At 68.5% G+C, this 22,658-nt stretch carries 24 protein-coding genes; 21 read left to right on the forward strand and 3 right to left on the reverse strand.

Going from position 1 to position 22,658, the window contains the following annotated elements:
- The first annotated feature begins 22 nt into the window (after window positions 1–22).
- The 7 genes from H149_RS0114950 (at window position 23) to ubiA (ending at window position 7,841) form a co-directional block, all read left to right on the forward strand.
- Window positions 23–877: a YicC/YloC family endoribonuclease gene (locus H149_RS0114950; protein ID WP_154654840.1), complete on the forward strand. Its 855-nt coding sequence runs from the start codon at window positions 23–25 to the stop codon at window positions 875–877.
- A gap of 30 nt (window positions 878–907) precedes the next feature.
- Window positions 908–1,537, forward strand: coding sequence for a guanylate kinase (gene gmk, locus H149_RS0114955; protein ID WP_020650576.1), 630 nt, complete (start codon window positions 908–910; stop codon window positions 1,535–1,537).
- A gap of 57 nt (window positions 1,538–1,594) precedes the next feature.
- Window positions 1,595–1,858, forward strand: a complete 264-nt coding sequence (gene rpoZ / locus H149_RS0114960; RefSeq protein ID WP_020650577.1) for a DNA-directed RNA polymerase subunit omega — start codon at window positions 1,595–1,597, stop codon at window positions 1,856–1,858.
- 251 nt (window positions 1,859–2,109) lie between these two features.
- The gene (locus H149_RS0114965) at window positions 2,110–4,272 is read left to right on the forward strand and encodes a RelA/SpoT family protein (RefSeq protein WP_020650578.1); all 2,163 of its coding nucleotides are present in this window, start codon (window positions 2,110–2,112) and stop codon (window positions 4,270–4,272) included.
- A 181-nt stretch (window positions 4,273–4,453) separates the two neighbouring features.
- Entirely contained in the window at window positions 4,454–4,837 is a 384-nt protein-coding gene (locus H149_RS0114970) for a RidA family protein (protein WP_020650579.1), read from the forward strand.
- A gap of 4 nt (window positions 4,838–4,841) precedes the next feature.
- Window positions 4,842–6,938, forward strand: coding sequence for an ATP-dependent DNA helicase RecG (gene recG / locus H149_RS0114975; RefSeq protein ID WP_020650580.1), 2,097 nt, complete (start codon window positions 4,842–4,844; stop codon window positions 6,936–6,938).
- Window positions 6,939–6,971: 33 nt separating this feature from the next.
- A complete protein-coding gene (gene ubiA, locus H149_RS0114980; protein ID WP_020650581.1) occupies window positions 6,972–7,841 on the forward strand; it encodes a 4-hydroxybenzoate octaprenyltransferase in 870 nt (289 codons plus the stop codon).
- A 21-nt stretch (window positions 7,842–7,862) separates the two neighbouring features.
- On the opposite strand, the gene H149_RS23335 is transcribed toward ubiA, so the two are convergent.
- Window positions 7,863–8,552: a ComF family protein gene (locus H149_RS23335; RefSeq protein ID WP_020650582.1), complete on the reverse strand. Its 690-nt coding sequence runs from the start codon at window positions 8,550–8,552 to the stop codon at window positions 7,863–7,865.
- 142 nt (window positions 8,553–8,694) lie between these two features.
- Between H149_RS23335 and bioB the strand changes: the two genes are divergently transcribed.
- The 10 genes from bioB (at window position 8,695) to H149_RS0115035 (ending at window position 17,585) form a co-directional block, all read left to right on the forward strand.
- A complete protein-coding gene (bioB, locus tag H149_RS21205; protein WP_020650583.1) occupies window positions 8,695–9,804 on the forward strand; it encodes a biotin synthase BioB in 1,110 nt (369 codons plus the stop codon).
- 10 nt (window positions 9,805–9,814) lie between these two features.
- On the forward strand, window positions 9,815–11,002 hold the full coding sequence (gene bioF, locus H149_RS23645) for an 8-amino-7-oxononanoate synthase (RefSeq protein ID WP_020650584.1): 1,188 nt from the start codon (window positions 9,815–9,817) through the stop codon (window positions 11,000–11,002).
- Window positions 10,999–11,790, forward strand: coding sequence for a methyltransferase domain-containing protein (locus H149_RS23650; protein WP_020650585.1), 792 nt, complete (start codon window positions 10,999–11,001; stop codon window positions 11,788–11,790). Before bioF ends, H149_RS23650 begins: the two co-directional genes overlap by 4 nt.
- Window positions 11,787–12,491, forward strand: coding sequence for a dethiobiotin synthase (gene bioD / locus H149_RS0115005; protein ID WP_020650586.1), 705 nt, complete (start codon window positions 11,787–11,789; stop codon window positions 12,489–12,491). The genes H149_RS23650 and bioD overlap by 4 nt, the downstream gene beginning before the upstream one ends.
- A gap of 79 nt (window positions 12,492–12,570) precedes the next feature.
- Entirely contained in the window at window positions 12,571–13,095 is a 525-nt protein-coding gene (locus tag H149_RS0115010) for a DUF2244 domain-containing protein (RefSeq protein WP_020650587.1), read from the forward strand.
- The gene (coxB, locus tag H149_RS0115015) at window positions 13,096–14,328 is read left to right on the forward strand and encodes a cytochrome c oxidase subunit II (protein WP_020650588.1); all 1,233 of its coding nucleotides are present in this window, start codon (window positions 13,096–13,098) and stop codon (window positions 14,326–14,328) included.
- Between the two features lie 31 nt (window positions 14,329–14,359).
- On the forward strand, window positions 14,360–16,006 hold the full coding sequence (gene ctaD, locus H149_RS21210) for a cytochrome c oxidase subunit I (RefSeq protein WP_020650589.1): 1,647 nt from the start codon (window positions 14,360–14,362) through the stop codon (window positions 16,004–16,006).
- Window positions 16,007–16,016: 10 nt separating this feature from the next.
- Entirely contained in the window at window positions 16,017–16,160 is a 144-nt protein-coding gene (locus tag H149_RS23340; protein ID WP_020650590.1) for a hypothetical protein, read from the forward strand.
- Window positions 16,157–16,693: a cytochrome c oxidase assembly protein gene (locus H149_RS0115030; RefSeq protein ID WP_020650591.1), complete on the forward strand. Its 537-nt coding sequence runs from the start codon at window positions 16,157–16,159 to the stop codon at window positions 16,691–16,693. The genes H149_RS23340 and H149_RS0115030 overlap by 4 nt, the downstream gene beginning before the upstream one ends.
- Before the next feature lie 13 nt (window positions 16,694–16,706).
- Window positions 16,707–17,585 carry a cytochrome c oxidase subunit 3 gene (locus tag H149_RS0115035; protein ID WP_020650592.1) on the forward strand — a complete coding sequence of 293 codons (879 nt, stop codon included), beginning with the start codon at window positions 16,707–16,709 and terminating at the stop codon, window positions 17,583–17,585.
- Between the two features lie 140 nt (window positions 17,586–17,725).
- On the opposite strand, the gene H149_RS0115040 is transcribed toward H149_RS0115035, so the two are convergent.
- Window positions 17,726–17,935: a DUF2909 family protein gene (locus H149_RS0115040; protein ID WP_020650593.1), complete on the reverse strand. Its 210-nt coding sequence runs from the start codon at window positions 17,933–17,935 to the stop codon at window positions 17,726–17,728.
- A gap of 118 nt (window positions 17,936–18,053) precedes the next feature.
- On the opposite strand from H149_RS0115040, the gene H149_RS0115045 reads away from it, so the two are divergent.
- From H149_RS0115045 to cyoE, 4 genes are all read left to right on the forward strand, one after another.
- Window positions 18,054–18,776, forward strand: coding sequence for an SURF1 family protein (locus tag H149_RS0115045; RefSeq protein ID WP_154654841.1), 723 nt, complete (start codon window positions 18,054–18,056; stop codon window positions 18,774–18,776).
- Window positions 18,773–19,372 (forward strand): SCO family protein, encoded by a 600-nt coding sequence (locus H149_RS0115050; RefSeq protein WP_020650595.1) that lies wholly within the window; start codon window positions 18,773–18,775, stop codon window positions 19,370–19,372. Before H149_RS0115045 ends, H149_RS0115050 begins: the two co-directional genes overlap by 4 nt.
- Window positions 19,373–19,497: 125 nt before the next feature.
- Window positions 19,498–20,589, forward strand: coding sequence for a COX15/CtaA family protein (locus H149_RS0115055; RefSeq protein WP_020650596.1), 1,092 nt, complete (start codon window positions 19,498–19,500; stop codon window positions 20,587–20,589).
- Entirely contained in the window at window positions 20,589–21,506 is a 918-nt protein-coding gene (cyoE, locus tag H149_RS0115060) for a heme o synthase (protein ID WP_020650597.1), read from the forward strand. The genes H149_RS0115055 and cyoE overlap by 1 nt, the downstream gene beginning before the upstream one ends.
- Window positions 21,507–21,671: 165 nt before the next feature.
- Here cyoE and rpoH read toward each other — a convergent pair whose 3' ends face one another.
- Window positions 21,672–22,547, reverse strand: coding sequence for an RNA polymerase sigma factor RpoH (rpoH, locus tag H149_RS0115065; RefSeq protein ID WP_051101878.1), 876 nt, complete (start codon window positions 22,545–22,547; stop codon window positions 21,672–21,674).
- Window positions 22,548–22,658 lie beyond the last annotated feature (111 nt).

Raw genomic sequence — 22,658 nt, forward strand, 5'->3', positions numbered from 1 at the left:
TTCACATCACATGATCCACAGCATGACGGGCTATGCCCGTGTCGAGGCCGCATTCCCCTGGGGGCGCCTCAGCTGGGAGCTGCGATCCGTCAATCATCGCTACTTCGACGTGCAGTTCAAGGTGCCGGAGGAATTCCGCGTGCTCGAGGGCGAGCTGCGCCAGGCGGCCGGCGCCAAGATCGCGCGCGGCAAGGTCGAGTGTGGCTTGCGCTACGTGCGCGAGGCAGCGGTCGCCGACCGCATCGAGCTCGATCGTCCGCGCCTCGTGCAGCTCAAGGACGCGCTCGACGCGCTGGCCGCGGAACTGGGCGCCACTGCCGTTCCCGAGCCGATGCGCGTGCTCGCCTATCCGGGCGTCGTCCGCGAAGAGCAGGCCGATTTCGCGCCGCTGCTCGCCGAGGCGCGCACGCTGTTCGACGCCGCGCTGCGTGACTTCGCCGCGGCGCGTGCGCGCGAAGGCGAGCGCCTGCAGCAGTTCATCGTCGAGCGCTGTGCGGCGATCGAGACGCTGGTCGCCGACGTCCGTGCCCGGCATCCGCTGGTGCGCGATCAGTGGCTGGCGCGGCTCAAGGCACGCTGCGCCGAGCTTGGCGTCGAGGTCGAGCCCCAGCGCCTCGCCCAGGAGCTGGCGCTGATGGCGCAGCGCCTGGACGTCGAAGAGGAGATGTCGCGCCTGCTGAGCCATCTGCAGGAAGTGCGCACCTCGCTGGCGCGCGGCGAATCGGTCGGTCGTCGGCTCGATTTTCTGATGCAGGAGCTCAACCGCGAGGCGAACACCCTGTCGTCGAAGTCGCAGGATGCGGAGATGACGCGCTGCGCGGTCGAGATGAAAGTGGCGATCGAACAGATCCGCGAGCAGGTCCAGAACATTGAGTGAGCGGCGACCGGACGCAGGAGCGCGCAGCGCATGAGCCAGGGCAGTCTTTTCATCGTTTCGGCGCCGAGCGGCGGCGGCAAGACCAGCCTGACGCGGGCGCTGGTGCCGGCGCTCGCGCGGCACGGCGTCACCGCGACGATCTCGGTGTCGTTCACGACGCGTGCGCCGCGGCCGGCCGAGACCGACGGCGTGCACTACCACTTCATCGACGAGGCCTGCTTCGTCGACAAGATCGGCCGCGGCGATTTTCTCGAGCACGCCGAGGTGTTCGGGCGTCGCTACGGGACCGGGCTGTCGGAGACGCGCGCGCTGCTCGACGCCGGCCACGACGTCATCCTCGACATCGACTGGCAGGGCGCCCGGCAGGTCAAGCGCGAGTGGCCGCAGGCGATCGGCATCTTCATCCTGCCGCCGTCGCTCGCCGAGCTGGAGCGGCGCCTGCGTGGTCGCAGCCAGGACTCCGACGCGGTGATCGCGGCGCGGATGCGCGAGGCGCATGAGGAGATCGCCCACCACGCCGAGTACGACTACCTGATCGTCAACGAGGACTTCGAGTGTGCGCTGGCCGAGATGGTGTCGATCTTCCTCGAGCCGCGCCTGCGTGGTCAGCGGCAGATCGCGGCGCATGCCGGCCTGATCGCCCAGCTTCTGGCCAATTAGTGCCCGTTCCGGTATGATCCGCGCCCTTCCGTTGTAACGCCCGATGGTAGCGAAGTCATGGCACGTGTAACCGTTGAAGATTGCCTGAAGCTGATTCCGAACCAGTTCGACCTGACGCTGGTCGCCGCCAAGCGTGCCCGCCAGCTGGCGCGCGGCGCCGAAGCCAAGCTGCCGTGGGGCAACCACAAGTCGACGGTGCTGTCGCTGCGCGAGATCGCCGAGGGTTACACCGACCGTTCGGTGCTCGACGAAGTCGATCTGCCGGCGATCCAGCAGCCGAAGATGGAACTCGAGGCGCTCGACCCGTCGTTCGACGCCTGATCCGTCCCGCTTCGGTCCGAAGGCCCGCCTCGTGCGGGCCTTTTGCTTTTCCGGCTGCAGGAGGGGAGGGTCGGCGCGGGGCCCCGTTCGTGCTCGGGCTGTCCGCGCGGCGCCAGCGGCGCCGGGCCATGGTCGGCGCCCGCGACCGGCGGGTCGTGATCGCGATGCGCCGGCGGGCGGCGCCGCGGTCCGTTTGCGGATCGGCAGGTTTTGCTTGCGCGAGCACCGTCACGCCTTCATATACTCCTGCCATGGAGCAGCTTTCCGTCATTCAGCGTCTGGGCAATGCCCTGCGCACGCAGCGTGCCGAGCGCGAGTTCGGCATGGATGCGCTGACGCGCATGCTCGAAGGCTATCTGCCCGAAGAGCAGATCGCCCAGGTGCGCCGCGCGGCGGAGTTCGCCAAGAACGTTCATGAGGGACAGCGGCGCACGTCCGGCGAGCCGTACGTGTATCACCCGCTGGCAGTGGCCCGCATCCTTGCCGAGATGCGCCTCGATCACACGACCTTGAGCGCCGCGATCCTGCACGACGTCATCGAGGACACCGGCATCTCGCGCGAGCAGCTGGCGACCGAGTTCGGCCCCGATGTCGCGGCGCTGGTCGACGGCGTCAGCAAGATCGCCAAGATCGAGGGCCGCTCGCGCGCCGAGATGCAGGCGGAGAGCTTCCGCAAGCTGCTGCTGGCGATGACGCAGGATCTGCGCGTCATCCTCGTCAAGCTCGCCGACCGCCTGCACAACATGCGCACGCTCGGCGCCATGGCGTCCGAGAAGAAGCGGCGCATCGCCCGCGAGACGCTCGACATCTATGCGCCGATCGCGCAGCGGCTCGGTATCTACTTCATCCGCACCGAACTCGAGGACCTGGCCTTCGCCAACCTCTATCCGCGCCGTTACGCGGTGCTGGTGCAGGCGATCAAGGCCCAGCTCGGCGATACCCGCAAGCTGATCCGCGAGGTCGAGCAGAAGCTGTCGACGGTCCTGCGCGAGGAGGGCATCGGCGCCAGCGTCGTCGGCCGCGAGAAAAACGTCTACGGCATCTATCAGAAGATGCGGCGCAAGAAGCTGAAGCTGCTGAAGGTCACCGATCTGCTCGGCTTTCGCGTGATCGTCAACAAGGTCGATGACTGTTACCGCGCGCTCGGCGTCGCCCATCACGTCTACAAGCCGGTGCCCGGCGAGTTCGACGACTACGTCGCCAATCCGAAATCGAACGGCTACCAGTCGCTGCATACCTCCTGCGTCGGCCCGGGCGGCCACAAGATCGAGATCCAGATTCGCACGCGCGACATGCACCACGTCGCCGAGAGCGGCATCGCCGCGCACTGGCAGTACAAGCTCGGCGAGCGCGACAGCCAGTCGGCCCCGCAGGTGCGTGCGCGCGAATGGGTGTCGGGCCTGCTCGACGAATTCGGGTCCACCAATGCGATGGACTTCGTCGACAACGTCAAGGTCGATCTCTTCCCGGACGAGGTCTACGTGTTCACGCCGCGCGGCGAGATCCGCCGCCTGCCGCGCGGCGCGACTTCGGTCGACTTCGCCTACGCGGTGCATTCGGAACTCGGTGACCACTGCGTCGCGGCGCGTCTCGATGGCCAGCTCGAGCCGCTCAACACGCATCTGCGCAACGGTCAGACGGTCGAGATCATCACCTCGCGGCACGCGCGCCCGAACGCCGCTTGGCTCAACTTCGTCAAGACCGCCAAGGCCCGCGCCGCGGTGCGCGGCTATCTGCGCACGCAGCGCGAGGACGAGGCCGTGCGGCTCGGGCGGCGTCTGCTCGAGATCGCGCTGCGCGAGCTCAACGTGCCGGCCGCGGTGCTCAAGGATGAGGCGCGCCTGCAGCCGGTGCTGAAGATGCACCAGATGCACGACGTCGAGGAGCTGTTCGCGGCGATCGGCTCGGGCGAGCGTCTGGCCGCGCTGGTCGCCCGTCATTTTCTGCCGGAAGGCGAGGCGGACCGCCAGCCGGGACAGGCGGCGCCGCTGGCGATCGAAGGCACCGAAGGGCTGGTGCTCGATTACGCGCGCTGCTGCTACCCGCTGCCGGGCGACGAGATGCGCGGCCACGTCAGCACCGGGCGCGGCATCGTCGTGCACCGCCTCGACTGCCGGCAGGCCAAGGCGCGGCCCCAGGACTGGGTGCCGCTGGCCTGGTCGGATCGCGTGCAGGGCGATTTCCTCTCGGAAATCCGCATGAAGACGATTCGCAAGCGCGGCATGCTGGCCAAGGTCACGGCCGAGATCGCCGGCGCCGAGTCGTCGATCGAGAACGTGCAGATGCCGGACCGCGCCGGCAGCGAGGCGGTCGAGATGCGCTTCATCATCACCGTGCGCGATCGCGTGCACCTGGCGCGCGTGCTGCGCCGCCTGCGCCGCATCGAGGGCGTCGAGCGCGTCTTGCGCGCGTAGCCCGGCCGGCGGATCTGCCGTTCCGGGCCGCGGCGCGTGTGCCGTCATCGCCGGCCGTGTCCGGCGGCGAGCGCGGCGGCTGCCGGCAAGTCCGCGCCTGCCGCCTTGGCTGCCGCGCCGGCTTCGCCGACAATCTCCGGCGCTTCATCCCCATCCGCAAAAGAACTAGAGCAGAAACGACATGGCACGGCAGATCATTCACACGGACGCCGCCCCGGCGGCGATCGGCACGTATTCGCAGGCGGTCCGCTGTGGCAACACGGTGTACCTCTCCGGGCAGATTGCGCTCGACCCGCAGACCATGCAGCTCCGCAATGCCACGATCGAGGACGAGATCCATCAGGTGTTCAAGAATCTCGACGCCGTCGCCAAGGCCGCCGGCGGTACGCTGAGCCAGCTCGCCAAGCTCAACGTCTACCTGACCGACCTGGCGCACTTCGCCAAGGTCAACGAGATCATGGCGCAGTACTTCAGCGCGCCGTATCCGGCGCGGGCGGCGATCGGCGTCGCCCAGCTGCCGCGCGGCGCGCGCATCGAAGCCGACGGCGTTCTCGTTCTCGACTGATCCCTTGGCAGCCGCACGGCCGGCGTCCGGTGCTCCGCGTCCTGCGCTGACGCTCGACACCGAGGCGACCTTCCTCAAGGGCGCCGGCCCGGCGGTGGCGATGCGCCTGCGCACGCTGGGGCTCGTCCGCGTGCGCGATCTGCTGTTCCATCTGCCGCTGCGCTACGAGGACCGCCGTGCGCATCAAGCGGTCGCGCGTCTGCGCATCGGTCAGGAAGCGCTGGTCCGCGGGCGCATCGTCGGGCAGGACCTGCGCTTCGCCGGGCGGCGCACGCTGCGCGTCACCATCGACGACGGCAGCGGGCCGCTGCTGCTGCGCTTCTTCCACTTCAACGACGCGCAGCGCGCCCAGCTCGCCAGCGGCCGCTGGCTGCAGGCCTTCGGCGACGTGCGCGCCGGCAGCGGCGGCCTCGAGATGGTGCATCCGCAGTACCGCGTCGCCGATGCGCCGGAAGAACTGCAGCCCGAGGCGACGCTGACGCCGATCTATCCGCTCACCACCGGCCTCACGCAGGCACGTCTGCGCCTGCTGATCGAGCAGACGCTGGCGCTTGCCGCGCGCGACGCCGATCTGGCGCGCGCGCTGCCCGGACTCGACGGTCCGGACACGCTGGCGGCACTGCATGCGATCCACCAGCCGAAAGACGATCGCGACGCGCAGCGCCTGCTCGCGCAGACGCACCCGGCGCAGCAGCGCCTGAAGTGCGAGGAGTTGCTCGCGCACCAGCTGAGCCTGCGCGTGCTGCGCCAGCGGCAGCGCAGCCGGCCGTCGCCGCGCCTGCCGGACGCCGCGCGGGCGACGGCCGAGCTGCAGGACGTGCTCGGCTTCGCGATGACCGGCGCGCAGCGGCGCGTGATCGCCGAGGTCTGTCGCGACCTCGGCGCCGCGCAGCCGATGCTGCGACTCGTGCAGGGCGATGTCGGCAGCGGCAAGACCGTGGTCGCGGCGGTGGCGATGCTCGCGGCCGCGCGCGCCGGGCTGCAGGCGGTGCTGCTGGCGCCGACCGAACTGCTCGCCGAGCAGCATCAGCGCAACCTCGAACGCTGGTTCGCGCCGCTCGGCTTCGCGCCGGTGCTGCTCGCCAACAAGCTGAAGAAGGCGCGCCGCGAAGCGGCGCTGGCGGCGATCGCCGACGGCAGCGCCGCGCTGGTCGTCGGCACGCACGCGGTGTTCCAGGACGAGGTGCGCTTTCACCGGCTTGCAGTGGTCGTGGTCGACGAGCAGCACCGCTTCGGCGTGCAGCAGCGTCTGGCCCTGCGCGACAAGGGCGGGGCCTGGGCGCCGCACCAGCTGATCATGTCGGCGACGCCGATCCCGCGCACGCTGGCGCAGACCGTCTATGCCGATCTCGACGTGTCGGTGATCGATGAGCTGCCGCCGGGGCGTACGCCGGTGCAGACCGTGGTGCTGTCGAACGAAAAGCGCGACGAAGTGCTGGCGCGTATCGGCGAGGCCTGCCGGCAGCAGCGTCAGGCGTACTGGGTCTGCACCCTGATCGAGGAGTCCGAGGAGCTGGACGCCGAGGCCGCCGAGGCGACCGCGACGCGCCTGCGCGCCGAGCTGCCGGGCGTGCGCGTCGGCCTCGTGCACGGGCGCATGAAAGGCGAAGCCAAGGACGAGCAGATGCGCGCGTTCAAGGACGGCGTCACGCAGCTGCTGGTCGCCACCACGGTGATCGAGGTCGGCGTCGATGTGCCGAACGCCAGCATCATGGTGATCGAGAACGCCGAGCGTCTCGGTCTGTCGCAGCTGCACCAGCTGCGCGGCCGTGTCGGCCGCGGCAGCGAGAAGAGCCAGTGCGTGCTGCTGTATCAGGGGCCGCTCGGCGAGGCGGCGCGCGCGCGGCTGGAGACGATGCGGGCGACCACCGACGGCTTCGCGATCGCGCAGCGCGATCTCGAATTGCGCGGGCCCGGCGAACTGCTGGGCCGTCGCCAGACCGGCGAGATCGGCATGAAGCTCGCCGACCCGCTGCGCGACGCGGCACTGGTGCCGCCGCTGCAGCAGCTCGCCGAACGCTATCTCGAACGCGAGCCGGAACTCGCCAAGCTGCTGATCGCGCGCTGGGTCGGCGACCCGGACCGCTACGCGCGCGTCTGAGCATCACGCCGCGATGCGATACTGCGCCCGATCATGAATCCGCTTTCCCGCGACAAGCTGGTCGACTACTGGCGCCTCACGCGCATGGACCGGCCGATCGGCATCTACCTGCTGCTGTGGCCGACGCTGTGGGCGCTGTGGTTCGCCGCCGGCGGACCGCCGTCGCTGCACGTGCTCGCGGTCTTCGTGCTCGGCACGGTGCTGATGCGCGCGGCCGGCTGTGCGATCAACGATTACGCCGATCGCGATTTCGATCCGCACGTCAGCCGCACGCGGCAGCGGCCGGTCGCCGCCGGTCGCGTCAGCGGCCGCGAGGCGGTCGGCGTGTTCGTCGTGCTGTCGCTCGTCGCCTTCGCGCTGCTGCTGTCGCTGCGCAATGCCTATGCCGTCGCGTTGTCGGTGCCGGCGGTGCTGCTCGCCGGCAGCTACCCGTTCGCCAAGCGCGTGCTGTCGATTCCGCAGGCGATTCTCGGTCTGGCCTTCTCGGCCGGCATCCCGATGGCCTACGCCGCCGTGCATGGCACCGTCGACTGGGGCATGGCGACGGCGCTGATCGCCGCGAACCTGTGCTGGGTGATCGCTTACGACACCTACTACGCGATGGCCGATCGCGAGGACGATCTGAAGATCGGCGTGAAGTCGTCGGCGATCCTGTTCGGCCGCCATGACCGCCTGATCACCGCGGCGCTGCAGGCGCTGTCGCTGCTGATCCTGCTGGGCGTCGGCCTGCACGACGGGCGCGGCGCGGCCTACTACGCCGGGCTGGCGGTCGGCGCCGGCTGCGCGGTCTACGAGCAGTGGCTGATTCGTGCGCGTGAGCCGGCGGCGAGCTTCCGCGCCTTCCTGCACAGTCATTACATCGGTCTGGCGATCCTGGTCGGGCTCGCGCTCGATTGGCGTTAGCCGGGCCGGTCGCCGACGCCTTCAGGCGACGCGCGCGAGGGCCCAGGCCTCCACCGTCACGGCGCCGGCACGCCGGCAGCTGCGCGCCAGTTCGCCGAGCGTCGCGCCGGTCGTCATCACGTCGTCGAGCAGCGCCACGCGCAGGCCGCGCACGCCGGCGTCGACGCTGAACGCGCCGCGCACATTGCGCCGTCGCGCGACCGCATCCATGCCGATCTGGTCCTGCGTCGCGCGCATGCGTCGCGCCCAGCCGGCTTCGACGCGCAGTCCGGCTTCGTCGGCGAGCGGCCGCGCCAGCTCGACGCTCTGGTTGTAGCCGCGCCGGCGCAGACGCCCCGGATGCAGCGGCACCGGAATGACGACGTCCACGTCGTCGCCGCCGCGTGCGCGCAGGCTCAACGCCAGCAGACGGCCGAGCGTGCGCGCCGGCACGAAGTCGGCGGCGTACTTCAGTGCGTGAATCTGCTCGCGGATCGGCGCTTCGAGACGGAATGGTGCCCAGGCGCGGACGTACGGCGGCGGATGCGCAAGGCAATGGGCGCAGGGCTGATCGTGCGTCTGCGGCAGCGCGCAGCGCGGGCAGGCCGGGTGATTCCACGGCAGATCGGCGCGACAGGCCGCGCACAGCGCCAGCTCGTCGCTCGGCGCGGCACAGAACTGACACCGGGCGGGCGACAGCAGGGCCAGCAGCTCCTGGCGGATGTCAACCATGTCAGTGCATTTTGAGTTGACAAGTTCCGGCGTGACCCGGAACACTAAAACCGCTGGCGCACCGACGCTTCGTGCGCTTCGCTGCGTCTAAAAATCATTATTCCAACTTTTATCACAGGGTTCGCTCCCTGAAGGAATTCGCATGTCGGCCGTGCTCAGCCCCAGCGTATCCACCGCGTCCGGCGCTGCCGAGACGCACCGCACGGACGACGGCCTGCGCCACGACTGGCGCCATGACGAAGTCCAGGCGCTGTTCGATCTGCCGTTCAACGACCTGCTGTTCCAGGCCCACACCGTGCACCGGCAGCATCATGAGCCGAACACCGTGCAGCTGGCCACGCTGCTGTCGATCAAGACCGGCGCCTGTCCCGAGGATTGCGCGTACTGCCCGCAGTCGGTGCGCTACGAAACCGGCCTGAAGAAGGAGCCGCTGCTGCCGCTCGACGCGGTCGTCGAGGCGGCGAAGGAAGCCAAGGCCAACGGCGCGACGCGCTTCTGCATGGGCGCCGCCTGGCGCTCGCCGAAGGATCGCGACATCGAGCGCGTCGAGGCGATGGTGCGCGCGGTCAAGGACATGGGTCTGGAGACCTGTGTGACGCTCGGCATGCTCAAGCCGGCGCAGGCGCAGCGTCTCGCCGACGCCGGCCTCGATTACTACAACCACAATCTCGATACCTCGCCGGAGTTCTACGGCAAGATCATCAGCACGCGCACCTACGAGGATCGCCTGCAGACGCTCGACAACGTACGCGAGGCCGGCATCAAGGTCTGCTGTGGCGGCATCGTCGGCATGGGCGAACAGGAGCAGGATCGCGCCGAGCTGCTGCGCCAGCTGGCCAATCTCGACGTGCATCCGGAAAGCGTGCCGATCAACAACCTCGTGCAGGTCGAAGGCACGCCGCTGCAGGGCCAGGATGAGGTCCATCCGATCGACTTCGTGAAGATGATCGCGGTGGCGCGCGTGCTGATGCCGAAATCGCAGGTGCGCCTGTCGGCCGGGCGCCAGCAGATGAGCGAGGAGATGCAGGCACTGTGCTTCTTCGCCGGCGCCAACTCGATCTTCTATGGCGAGCGCCTGCTGACGACCGAGAACCCGCAGAACGCCAAGGACCGTGCGCTGATCGCGCGCCTGGGCATGCGCACCGAAGGTCGCGTCGAGACGGCCGACCCCTGCGCGCACGAGCATGGCCGCGGGCCTGAGCACGGGCACGCGCAGGGTGGCTGCAACGCCGCCGCCTGCGCCCACGGCTGAGCGTCCGGCGATGGCGGCTGACGACGCACGCGCGGCGCGGTCGCCGCTGGGCTCGCACCTGGCGGCCGAACTGGCGCGCATCCGCGCCGCCGATCTGTATCGCGTGCGTCGCGTCATCGACGGCGGCCACGGCGCGCAGATTCACGTCAACGGCCGCCGCTGCATCAACTTCTGCAGCAACGACTATCTCGGTCTCGCCGCCGATCCGCGCCTCGCCGAAGCGGCGCGGCGCGCGCTGGCGGGCGGCACCGGCAGCGGCGCCTCGGCGCTGGTGTCCGGCTACAACCGCGAGCATCAGCGGCTCGAAGAAGAAGTCGCCGCCTTCGTCGGCCGGCCGCGCGCGCTGCTGTTCTCGACCGGCTGGGCCGCCAATCTCGGCGTGCTGCGCGCCTTGCTTGGCCGCGACGATCTGCTCGTCGCCGACGAACTCAACCACGCCTCGCTGATCGACGGCGGTCGCCTGTCGGGCGCGCGCTACCAGCGTGTCGCGCATGCCGACGCCGCCGGCTTCGATGCGGCGTTGCGCGATGGCGGCGCGGCAGGGCTGAAGCTGCTGGTCAGCGACGGCGTGTTCAGCATGGACGGCGATCTCGCGCCGCTCCCGGCGCTCGCCGCGGCGTGCGCCGCGCACGGTGCAGCGCTGATGGTCGACGATGCGCACGGCTTCGGCGCGCTCGGTGCGCAGGGGCGCGGCGTGTTCGAGCTGAGCGGCGTGACGCCGGATGTCCAGGTCGGTACCTTCGGCAAGGCGGCCGGCGCCGCCGGCGCCTTCGTGGCCGGCGACGAGGATCTCATCGAATACCTGATCCAGCGTGCGCGCAGCTGGGTGTTCTCGACGGCGCCACCGCCGGCGGTCGCCGCCGCCGCGCGCTGCGGTCTGCGTCTGATTCAGGAAGAACCCGAGCGCCGCGCGGCGCTGCACGAGAACCTGCGCCGTTTCCGCGACGGCGCGCGCCAGCTCGGCATTGCGCTCTTCGACTCGGCGACGCCGATCCAGCCGCTGCTGCTCGGCGATGCGGCGCGGGCGCTGCGCCTGTCGCAGCGCCTGTTCGAGCAGGGCTTCTGGGTGGCGGCGATCCGCCCGCCGACGGTGCCGCCGAATACCTCGCGGCTGCGCATCACGCTGAGCGCCGCGCACCGCGCCGCCGAGATCGACGCGCTGCTCGCCGCGCTCGCCGACGGGCTGCGCGGATCGTGAGCGGCGCCGGACTGCAGGCGCTCGACGAGCGCCGCGCCGCGCGTCGCTTCTCGGCGGCGGCGGCGCGCTACGAGCAGGCCGCGCGGCTGCAGGCGCAGACCCGCGCGCAGCTGCTCGCGCTGCTGACTCCGTACGTGCCGGTGCGCTGTGTCGTCGATCTCGGCTGCGGCTCCGGGCCGGCGCTGCCGGCGCTGCGCGCGCGCTATCCGGACGCGGCGCTGGTCGCGCTCGATCGCGCCGCCGGCATGGTCGCGCAGGCGCGCGGCCGCGACGCCGCGCAGGGCCTGATCGCCGATGCGCAGGCGCTGCCGCTGGCCACGGCCAGCGTCGACCTGCTGTTCTCGAATCTGGCGCTGCAATGGTGTTCGCGCCGCCAGGCAGCACTTGACGAGGCGGCGCGCGTGCTGGCGCCGGGCGGTTTGCTGGCGCTCGCGGTGCCGGGGCCGGCGACGCTGCGCGAGCTGCGCCTCGCGTGGCAGCAGATCGACGCGGCCGAGCACGTCCACAGTTTTGCCGCGCCCGAGGTCTGGCTCGATGCCGCCGCCGCGTCCGGTCTGGCCGTGCGGGCGGACGTGCGGCGGCTCTATCAGCCGCAGCATCCCGACGTGCGCGCACTGATGCAGGAGCTGCGCGACATCGGCGCGCGCAACGCGAGCCCGGCGCGCCGGCGGCACTGGCTCGGCAAGTCGGCGCTGGCGAGGCTCGAACAGGCTTACGCGCCGTGGCGGTGCGACGGCGGCGTCTACGCGAGCTGGGAAATCCTCTACCTGGTGCTGCAGAAACCATGAGTGCGCAGACGCTGTTCGTCACCGGCACCGATACCGGCGTCGGCAAGACGCGCGCGGCGACCGCGCTGATCCGTTATGCGCGCCGGCAGGGGCTCGACGCGGTCGGTTACAAGCCGGTTGCATCCGGCTGCGAGCGCGTCGACGGGCAATGGCGCAACGACGATGCGCTGCAGCTGCTCGAGGCCAGCGGCGGCGCGCTGCGCTACGAGGACGTCAACCCGATCGCGCTGCCGGCGGCGATCGCGCCGCATCTGGCGGCGCGCGAGCAGGGCGTCGTGATCGACACGGCCGAGCTCGACGCCGGACACGCGCGGCTCGCGCAGCGCCACGACCGCGTGATCGTCGAAGGCGCCGGCGGCTGGCGGGTGCCATTGAACGAGGCCTGCGATTTCGCCGACTGGGTCGGCGCTCATCGCTGGCCGGTCGTGCTGGTCGTCGGCCTGCGCCTCGGCTGCATCAATCACGCCTTGCTGACCGCCGAGGCGGTGATGCGCCGCACGCGGCTCGCCGGCTGGATCGCCAACCGCTTGCCGCCGGCGCAGCCGCACTGGCAGGACAATCTGGAAACGCTGCGCGACCGCTTGCCGGCGCCTTGCCTCGGCGTGCTGCCGGAGCACGGCGACGCGGCGGCGAACTGTCACGCACTCGACACGGCTGCCACGCGCGTCGCCCTCGGGCTGGCGGCGTCGGCCACGGTCTAGTCCGGAATGGTGTTCCTTTTGCGCCGGTTTTCAGCCATGCTCTACACTCCCAAGGGCTCGACGGAACGGTCTTGCGCGCATGAGCCGGGACACGCAGCTGATGATCGGGCCGAACGCGTCGCTGACGGTTCGCCAGGCCTGGCTGTTCTTCGGGCTGATGGCCGCGACCGGACTCGGCATCGCTGGGCTGATGGCGGCACGGGGTTTGTGGCCGGTGCTGCCGTTTGCGGGGCTGGAGCTGGGGGCGCTGGGCGCCGCGCTGATCGTTTCGGTCAGGCGCAACGCCTATCGCGAAGTGGTGTGGTTCACAGGCGATAATGTCCGGATCGAATTCGGCAGACTGGGCCGTGGTGCGAGCACGGTCGTGACGCTGTCGCGCCATTGGACCAGGGCTGAACTCGAATCGGGCGCGACCCGCCATGCGCCGATGCGGTTGTGGTTGAGGAGCGGGGGACAGCAGGTCGAGATCGGCCGCTGCCTAACAGACGAGGAGCGCGAGCGCCTGCAAAGGCGTTTGCAGGAATTATTGACGCCCGCCTGGCGCAGCCGCCCAGGCACGCGCGGACCGTCGTCCGTGCAAGGGTTGCCATTGGGAGAGCGATAAATGTCGAAGAAGGGATGGCTGGCGCGTCTGGTAGCGGGCACCGGCATGGCGCTGATGGCGCTGCAGGCTGCGGCGTACACCCAGACCAGCGGCGGCTACAACATGCCGACCGGCGTCACCGAGATCGCGCACGAGGTGCACGGTCTGCACATGAAGGTCTTCGCCGTCTGCACCATCATCGGCATCCTCGTCTTCGGCGTGATGATCTATTCGATCATCAACCACCGCCGCTCGAAGAATCCCAAGCCCGCCGATTTCCATGAAAGCGTCAAGGTCGAGATCGCCTGGACGTTGATCCCGTTCCTGATCCTGATTGGCCTCGCCGTGCCGGCGGCCGGCACGCTGATCAAGATGGAGGACACGCGCAATTCCGAAATGACGGTGAAGGTCACCGGCTATCAGTGGAAATGGCAGTACGAGTACGTCGGCGAGGATGTGTCGTTCTTCTCGACGCTGTCGTCCGAATCGAATGCCGCACGCCAGACCGGCTCGGGCGTCGATGTCACCCAGGTGCCGAACTATCTGGTCGACGTCGACAATCCGCTGGTGCTGCCGGTCGGCAAGAAGGTCCGCTTCCTGATCACCGCCAACGACGTGATCCACGCCTGGTGGGTGCCGGAGTTCGCGGTCAAGAAAGACGCGATCCCGGGCTACATCAACGAGGTCTGGACCAAGATCGAACAGCCGGGCACCTATCGCGGCGTCTGCGCCGAGCTGTGCGGCCGTGATCACGGCTTCATGCCGATCGTCGTGCGCGCCGTTCCGGAAGAGGAATTCAAGGCGTTCCTGGCCGCGAAGAAGGGTGGCGCCAGCGAAGTGGCCGCCGCCGCCCCGGCGACGATGAGCGATGCAGCGCCGGCCGCCGCCGAACCCGCCGCTCCGGCTGCGACCGAAGTTGCCGCGGTCGACGCCAAGCCGGCGGCCGCCAAGGACGAGGAGCCGGCCGAGCTGATGAAGAAGGGCGAGAAGGTCTACAAGGCCAACTGCGCCGCCTGCCATCAGGCCGACGGCACCGGCCTGCCGCCGAACTTCCCGTCGCTGCACGGCAGCAAGGTCGCCAACGGCCCGGCCGATGCGCACATCCTGCAGGTGCTCAAGGGCAAGAACCTGATGCCGCCGTTCCCGCAGCTGTCCGACGAGGACGTCGCCGCGGTCGCCACCTATCAGCGCCAGTCCTGGGGTAACAAGGGCGGCGTGATCCAGCCTTCACAAGTCGCCGCGCTGCGCAAGTAAGCGACGCATCAGCACCAGAGAGGAGTTCCCCATGGCTCACACGAACGATCTCGCGCACGGCCACGACGATCACGCGCACCACGGTCCCGACAAGGGCATCATGCGCTGGATCAAGACGACCAATCACAAGGACCTCGGAACGCTGTATCTGTTCTTCGCGTTCACGATGTTCTTCATCGGCGGCCTGATGTCGCTGGTGATCCGCGCCGAGCTGTTCCATCCGGGCATGCAGTTCGTGCAGCCGGAGTTCTTCAACCAGATGACGACGATGCACGCGCTGGTGATGATCTTCGGTGGCGTGATGCCGGCTTTCGTCGGCCTCGCCAACTGGATGGTGCCGATGATGATCGGCTGCTCCGATCTGGCGCTGCCGCGCGTCAACAACTGGGGCTTCTGGATCCTGCCGTTCGGCTTCGCGATGATGCTGTCGACGCTGTTCATGGAAGGCGGCGGCCCGGCCGGCGGCTGGACCATGTATCCGCCGCTGATGCTGCAGACCGGCAACGCGTTTCCGTTCCTGATCTTCTCGGTCCACCTGCTCGGCATCTCGTCGATCACCGGCGCGATCAACGTGGTCGTCACCATCCTCAACATGCGCACGCCGGGCATGACGCTGCTGAAGATGCCGCTGTTCGTGTGGACCTGGCTGATCACCGCGTACCTGCTGATCGCCGTGATGCCGGTGCTCGCCGGCGCGGTGACCATGCTGCTCACCGACAAGTACTTCGGCACCAGCTTCTTCACGGCGGCCGGCGGTGGCGATCCGGTGCTGTTCCAGCACGTCTTCTGGTTCTTCGGCCACCCCGAGGTCTACATCCTGATCCTGCCGGCTTTCGGCATCGTCTCGACGATCATCCCGACTTTCGCGCGCAAGTCGCTGTTCGGCTACGACTCGATGGTCTACGCCACGGCGGCGATCGGCTTCCTGTCGTTCATCGTCTGGGCGCACCACATGTTCACGGTCGGCATGCCGCTGGCCGGCGAGCTGTTCTTCATGTTCGCGACCATGCTGATCGCGGTGCCGACCGGCGTGAAGGTCTTCAACTGGGTCGCGACGATGTGGCGCGGCTCGATGAGCTTCGAGACGCCGATGCTGTTCGCGATCGGCTTCGTGTTCCTGTTCACGATCGGCGGTTTCTCGGGCCTGATGCTGGCGATGACGCCGGTCGACTTCCAGTACCACGACACCTACTTCGTCGTCGCGCACTTCCACTACGTGCTGGTGCCGGGCGCAGTGTTCTCGATCATCGCCGCGATCTACTACTGGATCCCGAAGTGGACCGGGCGCATGTACAACGAGTTCTGGGGCAAGACGCACTTCTGGCTGTCGGCGATCTTCATCAATCTGACGTTCTTTCCGCAGCACTTCCTCGGTCTCGCCGGCATGCAGCGGCGCGTGCCCGACTACGCGCTGCAGTTCACGGACTTCAACGAGATCAGCACGATCGGCGCATTCGGCTTCTTCGTCACGCAGTTCATCTTCATCTTCAACATCCTCGGCTGCTGCTACGGCTGGTTCGGCCGCAAGCGCGACCTGCCGGATCGCGTCTGGGAAGGCGCGCGCGGTCTCGAGTGGACGGTGCCGTCGCCGGCGCCGTACCACACCTTCGAGGATCCGCCGGTCCTGCCCGCCGCCGAGGTGACGGGCGTGCACGACGCCGAAGCGGTACATCACTGAGCCGTCCGCCGTGTCCATTGGCGCCGACACCGCGCAGGCCGAGGCCATGAACGACAAGCGCCGCGCCCGTCGCAACGTGCTGTTGTTCTGGGTGCACATCGCCCTGGCCGCCGTGGTGCTCGGCTGGTTCGTCTATTCGGTCGCGCACAAGTGAACGCTGATCTGCGTCGCCGGCACTGGCTGCGCCTGCTGTTCGTGACCCTGGGCATGTTCGGCTTCGGGTTCGCGACCGTGCCGCTGTACAACAAGCTCTGCTACGCGATCGGGCTCAACGGCAAGGTCGCCAACGAGGCGGCGACGATCAGGACGACGAGCGTCGACACGAGCCGCACGGTAACCGTCGAGTTCCTGACGACGGTCAACGGCGGGCGTCCGTGGAAGTTCCGCGCCGACCAGGCCACGGTGCAGGTGCATCCGGGGCAGATGACGACGGTGAGCTTCTACATGCAGAACACGCAGGATCACGCGATCGTCGCGCAGGCCGTGCCCAACGTCGCGCCGACCGACGCCGCGCAGTACCTGAAGAAGACCGAGTGCTTCTGCTTCAACCGCCAGCCGTTCGCGGCTGGCGAGGAGCGCCATATGCCGGTCGTCTTCATGCTCGACTCGGAGCTGCCGAAGGACATCGACCGCATCACGCTGGCCTACACTTTTTTCGACGTAACCGACGTTGCACAGAAGAACTGAAGAGGAGTTAGTCATGGAGACCCCAGCCGCGCATCACGCCGAGCGCTACTTCGTGCCTGCACCGAGCGTGTGGCCGTTCATCCTGACCGCCGCGCTGGTGGCGTTGGTCGCGGGCGTATCCGGCTATCTCGAGGACGACCACATCGGCCCGCTGCCGATCTACGGCGGTGGGGCGCTGGCGATCGCCATCATCTTCCTGTGGTTCCGCGACATCGTGCGCGAGAGCGAGGGCGGCCAGTACAGCGCGCAGGTCGATCGCACCTACCGCTGGGGCATGTCCTGGTTCATCTTCTCCGAGGTGATGTTCTTCGGCGCGTTCTTCGGCGCGCTGTTCTATGCGCGCGAGCTGTCGCTGCCGTGGCTCGGCGGCGAGGGTTCGAAGATCGCGACCAATCTGGTGCTGTGGCCGGGCTTCGAGGCGTCTTGGCCGTCGAACGGTCCGGCCAACGCCGGCGGCGCATTCAAGACGATCCCGGCGTTCAGCGTGCCGCTGCTGAACACCATCCTGCTGCTGTCCTCGGGCGTCACGATCACGCTGGCGCATCACGCGCTCAAGGCCGGCAAGCGCCTGCCGTGCATCCTGTGGATGTGGGCGACGGTCGCGTTCGGCGCCGTCTTCCTGTACTTCCAGGCGCACGAGTACATCGAGGCCTACACCGAGCTCAATCTGACGCTGAAGTCGGGCATCTACGGCTCGACCTTCTTCATGCTGACCGGCTTCCACGGCCTGCACGTCACGCTCGGCACGATCATGCTGATCGTCATCACGCTGCGCCTGATGGCCGGCCACTTCAAGCCGGATTCGCATTTCGGCTTCGAAGGCGTGGCCTGGTACTGGCACTTCGTCGACATCGTCTGGCTCGGCCTGTTCATCGTCGTCTACTGGCTCTGAACGGCGGGCGCGAGTCCGAAAAAAGGCGACCTTCGGGTCGCCTTTTTCGTTGATGCGTTGCTCAGACGGCGCCTAGGCTGGCCCCCGGACGGCCGCACAGGACCGCGCGCCGATCCCGCGCGGTGCAACGGACCGCCGCTTTACGGTGTCAGCCCATGCGGCTGGATCCAGCCCATGCAGTACGAGAGGACGATGAAGACCAGCAGCGTGACCGACAACGCGATGCGGATCTTCAGGCCGGTCAGCGTGCGCCGCCGCGAACTCGGGTCGCGGACCAGGAACACCATGCTCGCCAGCAGCGCGACGACGGCGGCGAGCAGCAGGACGACGATGATGGTCTTGACGAGCATGAACGGAGGCCGCAGCGGACAAAGCCGGTAATTGCCGGCATCATAGCGTGCGCAGCGGCCTCGATGCCGCGGCGACGACAAGTACAGCGGACACGAGACTTCGTGCGAAGGGGGGGACGTGGCACGCAGGAAATTCCGGCCGGCCGTATGGGCCGTGCTCGTGGTGCTCGCGCTCGGGGCGCTGATGGTGTCGCTCGGCGCCTGGCAGCTGCGCCGCGGCTTCGCCAAGCAGGAAATGCTCGATCACTATGCGCATGCCGCCCAGCAGCCGGCGCAGCACATCGACGCCGGCAAGGTGGCCTACGACGGCCAGATCGAACGCGTCTTCGTCAAAGGCCATTTCGACGCCAGCCGCCAGCTGCTGCTCGACAACCAGGGCTACGACGGCCAGCCGGGGTACCACGTGTGGACGCCGTTCGTGCAGGACGACGGCAGCACGGTGGTCGTCGACCGCGGCTGGATTTCGCGCGCGGCAGGACAACAGCCGGAGGCGCTCGCCGTCGCCGCCGACGAACGTCAGGTGCAAGGCTACTGGCGCAGCCTGCCGCGCCCGGGCTTGCGCCTGGAGGCCGACAACTGTGCCGCCGCGCCGTGGCCCCGCGTCGTGCAGTATCCGACCGTCGACGATCTGCACTGCCTCTACGGCGATTTCGTCGCGCAGGGCCTGCTGCTGATGGACGCCGAAGCGCCGGACGGTTTCGTCCGCGAGTGGCGCACGGCACCGGAATTGCAGCCGGCCAAGCATTACGGCTATGCCGCGCAGTGGTTCGCGTTCACGCTGACGCTGATCGCGATTTTCGTCAAACTCAGCTTTCGCGTTCCCAAGCCCCGTCCTTCATGAATCAGGTTCCCCGCGGCCGCGGCCAGCTCCTGCTGCTCGCCGCCCTGTTCTTCGGCCCGCTCGTCGCCGCCGTACTGCTGTACTTCGTCTTCCCGCAGTTCCAGCCGCAGGGGCGGACCAACTATGGCGAACTCATCGACCCGGCGCGGCCGTTGCCGGCGCTGGCGCTGGTCGATGCCGACGGCAAGGCTCTGGACCGCGAAGCGCTGCGCGGGCGCTGGACCTATCTCTATCTCGGCGGCGAGCGCTGCGATGCGGTCTGCGCGAACAAGCTGTTCCAGTTCCGGCAGATCCGCACGCTGCTCAACGAAAAGCGGATGCGCGTGCAGCGCGTCTATCTGGCACCGGATGCGGCCGCGCTGCCGGCGCTGCGCGAGCAGCTCGGCGCAACGCACCCGGATCTGCAGCTGTACGCCGAATCGGCGGCGCCGGTACTGCGCGCGTTCCTGCAGGCCGGCGGTCCGGCACGCGATCCGCAGTCGGTGTACCTGATCGACCCGCTCGGCAACTGGCTGATGGTCTATCCGGCCGAAGTCGACTATCGCAAGGTGCTCGACGACATCAAGAAGCTGCTGCGCATCTCGCAGATCGGCTGAATGGCGGTGTCCGCATCCTGCCCCGTTCGCTTCGCGTCCCGCCCCGGCCCGATCGGTTAAAATTCGCGCAAATCGAGGCGGCCGAAGCACCGGGCCGCCTTTTCATTCTTCCGCCATCGCATCGCATGCTCTGGTTCCACCGCCTCAATCTGCTCGCCGTCGTCTGGTGTTTCTGCCTGGTGGTCGTCGGCGCCTACGTGCGCTTGTCGGACGCCGGCCTCGGCTGCCCGGACTGGCCGGGCTGCTACGGTCATCTGACGGTGCCGGATGCCGAGCACGAGATCGCCGCCGCCGAGGCCCGCTATCCGGATCGCCCGGTCGAGGCGCCGAAGGCCTGGAAGGAGATGGTGCATCGCTATCTCGCCGAGACCCTGGGCCTGTTCATCGTCGCCCTGGCGCTGATGAGCCTGTTCATCAAGGACGCGCGCCGGCCGCGCGTGCTGCCGTGGCTGCTGGTGGCGCTGGTGATCTTCCAGGGCATTCTCGGCATGTGGACGGTGACCTGGCAGCTCAAGCCGCTGGCGGTCACCGGCCATCTGCTCGGCGGCATGTCGACGTTCGCGCTGCTGCTGTGGATGTGGCTGTCGACGCGGCCGCGCAGCGAAGCCGCCGTCGCGGTGGCCACGCGCACGCGCGAGATCCGCAGCGAGCGCGCCGCGGCCTTCGTCATCGAACGCGAACTGGTCGGTAGCGCCGCGCCGGTGCCGCTGCGGGTGGCACCGCGCGGCCTGCGCACGTTCGCGCTCGTCGCGCTGCTCGTCGTCGCCGGCCAGATCTTCCTCGGCGGTTGGACCAGCACCAATTACGCGGCGCTGGCCTGCCCGGATCTGCCGACCTGCCATGGCAGCTACCTGCCGCCGCTCGACGTCAAGGAAGCCTTCACGCTGTGGCGCGGCCTCGGCATCAACTACGAATACGGCGTGCTCGATGCGCGGGCGCGGGTGACGATCCACTACTTCCACCGCGTCGGCGCCGTCGTCGTCACCACCGTGCTGCTGGCGCTCGGTCTGTTCCTGCTGCGCCGCGGTGGGGTCCCGCTGTGGCGGCGGCTCGGCGCCGCCGTGCTCGGCGCGCTGGCGCTGCAGATCACGATCGGCATCTGCGTCGTGCACTTCCAGCTGCCGTTGCTGCTGGCGGCGGCGCACAATCTCGGCGCCGAACTGTTGCTCGGCACGCTGATCGTGCTGAACTTCCACGCGTGGCGGCGCCCCGACTGATGGCCGCCGGATCGAACGCGGTGGATGCTGCGCACCAGGCGATGCCGTCGCGCCTGCACGAGTACTACGAGCTGTGCAAGCCGCGCGTCGTCATGCTGATCGTGTTCACGGCGATCGTCGGCATGTTCCTCGCAGTGCCCGGCCTGCCGCCGCTGTGGGCGCTGCTGTGGGGCACGCTCGGCATCGCCCTGCAGGCTTCGAGCGCGGCGGCGATCAACCAGATCATCGACCGCAACATCGACGCGCGCATGGCGCGCACCTGCGGCCGGCCGCTGGTCACCGGGCGCCTGACGATGACCGAGTCGATCGCCTTCGCGACGCTGCTCGGCATCAGCGGCTTCGCCGTGCTGTGGTTCCTCTGCAATCCGCTGGCGGCGGTGCTGACGCAGTTCACGCTGATCGGCTACGCCGGCATCTACACGCTGTACCTGAAGCGCGCGACGCCGCAGAACATCGTCATCGGCGGCGCCGCCGGCGCCGCGCCGCCGCTGCTCGGCTGGGTGGCCATCACCGGCGAGATCCACGCGCATGCGCTGATCCTGTTCGCGATCATCTTCATCTGGACGCCGCCGCACTTCTGGGCGCTGGCGATCGAGCGCCGCGACGAGTACGCGAAGGTCGACATTCCGATGCTGCCGGTCACGCACGGCATCGAGTTCACCCGCACGCAGGTGCTGCTGTACACGATTCTGCTGTTCGCGGTGACGATGCTGCCGTTCGCGACCGCGATGTCCGGCTGGATCTATCTGGCCGGGGCCGTGCCGCTCAACGCCGTGTTCCTGTACTACGCGATCCGCATGAAATGGTGGCCGGTGCCCGGTCTGCCGATGAAGACTTTCGGCTACTCGATCGTCTACCTGATGGGCATCTTCACTCTGCTGCTCGTCGACCACTATCTCGCCGGGCTGCTGGCCTGAGCGGTTTCGCTCCCGGCCGGGCCCGGTGTTTGCCGGCCGCCGGGTGGCGCCGACGGGCCGCAGGATCGCCGGCCCGCTGCGGCGAAGAAATGCCCGGCGACGGATGCGTCCCCAGAAACAAAACGCCCGGCATGAGCCGGGCGTCCGCAAGCGTTTGTCTGCCGATCAGGCTTCGGCGGGTTCGATCGCCTTGCGCAGCTTCTTCATCGCCGAGGCTTCGATCTGGCGGATGCGTTCGGCCGATACGCCGTACTCGTCGGCGAGTTCCTGCAAACCGGCCTTCTCGCCGTCGTGCAGCCAGCGGCGCTGCAGAATGTCGCGTGAGCGCGGATCGAGCGCAGTCAGCGCCTGCGTCATGCGGGCTTCGCGCGCGTCCTGCCACTCGGCTTCCTCGATCGCCGAAATGTCGTCGGTCTCCGAGGCCAGCCAGTCCTCCGGCATGTAGCTCGTCTCCTCGCCCTCGGTCGGCGTGGCGTTGAACGACATGTCGTTGCCGGAGAGGCGGGCTTCCATCTGGAAGACTTCCTCCGGCTTGACCTTCAGATCGGCGGCGATCGCCTCGGCTTCCTGCGTGCTCAGCCAGCCGAGCGACTTCTTCGACGAGCGCAGGTTGAAGAACAGCTTGCGCTGCGCCTTGGTCGTGGCGATCTTCACGATGCGCCAGTTCTTCAGGATGAATTCGTGGATCTCGGCCTTGATCCAGTGCACCGCGAAGCTGATCAGGCGCACGCCGACGTCCGGGTCGAAGCGCTTGACCGCCTTCATCAGACCGACGTTGCCTTCCTGGATCAGGTCGCCGAGCGGCAGGCCGTAGCCCAGATAGCCGCGCGCGATATGCACGACATGGCGAAGATTCGACATGATCAGCTGCTGGGCGGCGGCGATTTCGTTCTGGTCGCGCAGGCGCTCGGCCAGCGCCTTCTCGGCAGCGGCATCGAGCGCCGGGGCCTGGTTCACGTGCGCGATGTACGCATCCAGACTGCCCGTCGAAAGCGGCAGCATCGCCATCGGTTGGCGCGCAAGCGTTGTGATCTGGCTCATCTCAGTAACCTCCCAATGCCATCTTAGCACTCGGATTTATAGAGTGCTAAAAGCGGCGAAAGTTCCCGGGCCCCTTGCTAAGTCCTTGATCTGCCGGGATCGATCCCCACA

The sequence above is a fragment of the Solimonas variicoloris DSM 15731 genome (genome assembly GCF_000382285.1).
Classification (GTDB): Bacteria; Pseudomonadota; Gammaproteobacteria; order Nevskiales; family Nevskiaceae; genus Solimonas; species Solimonas variicoloris.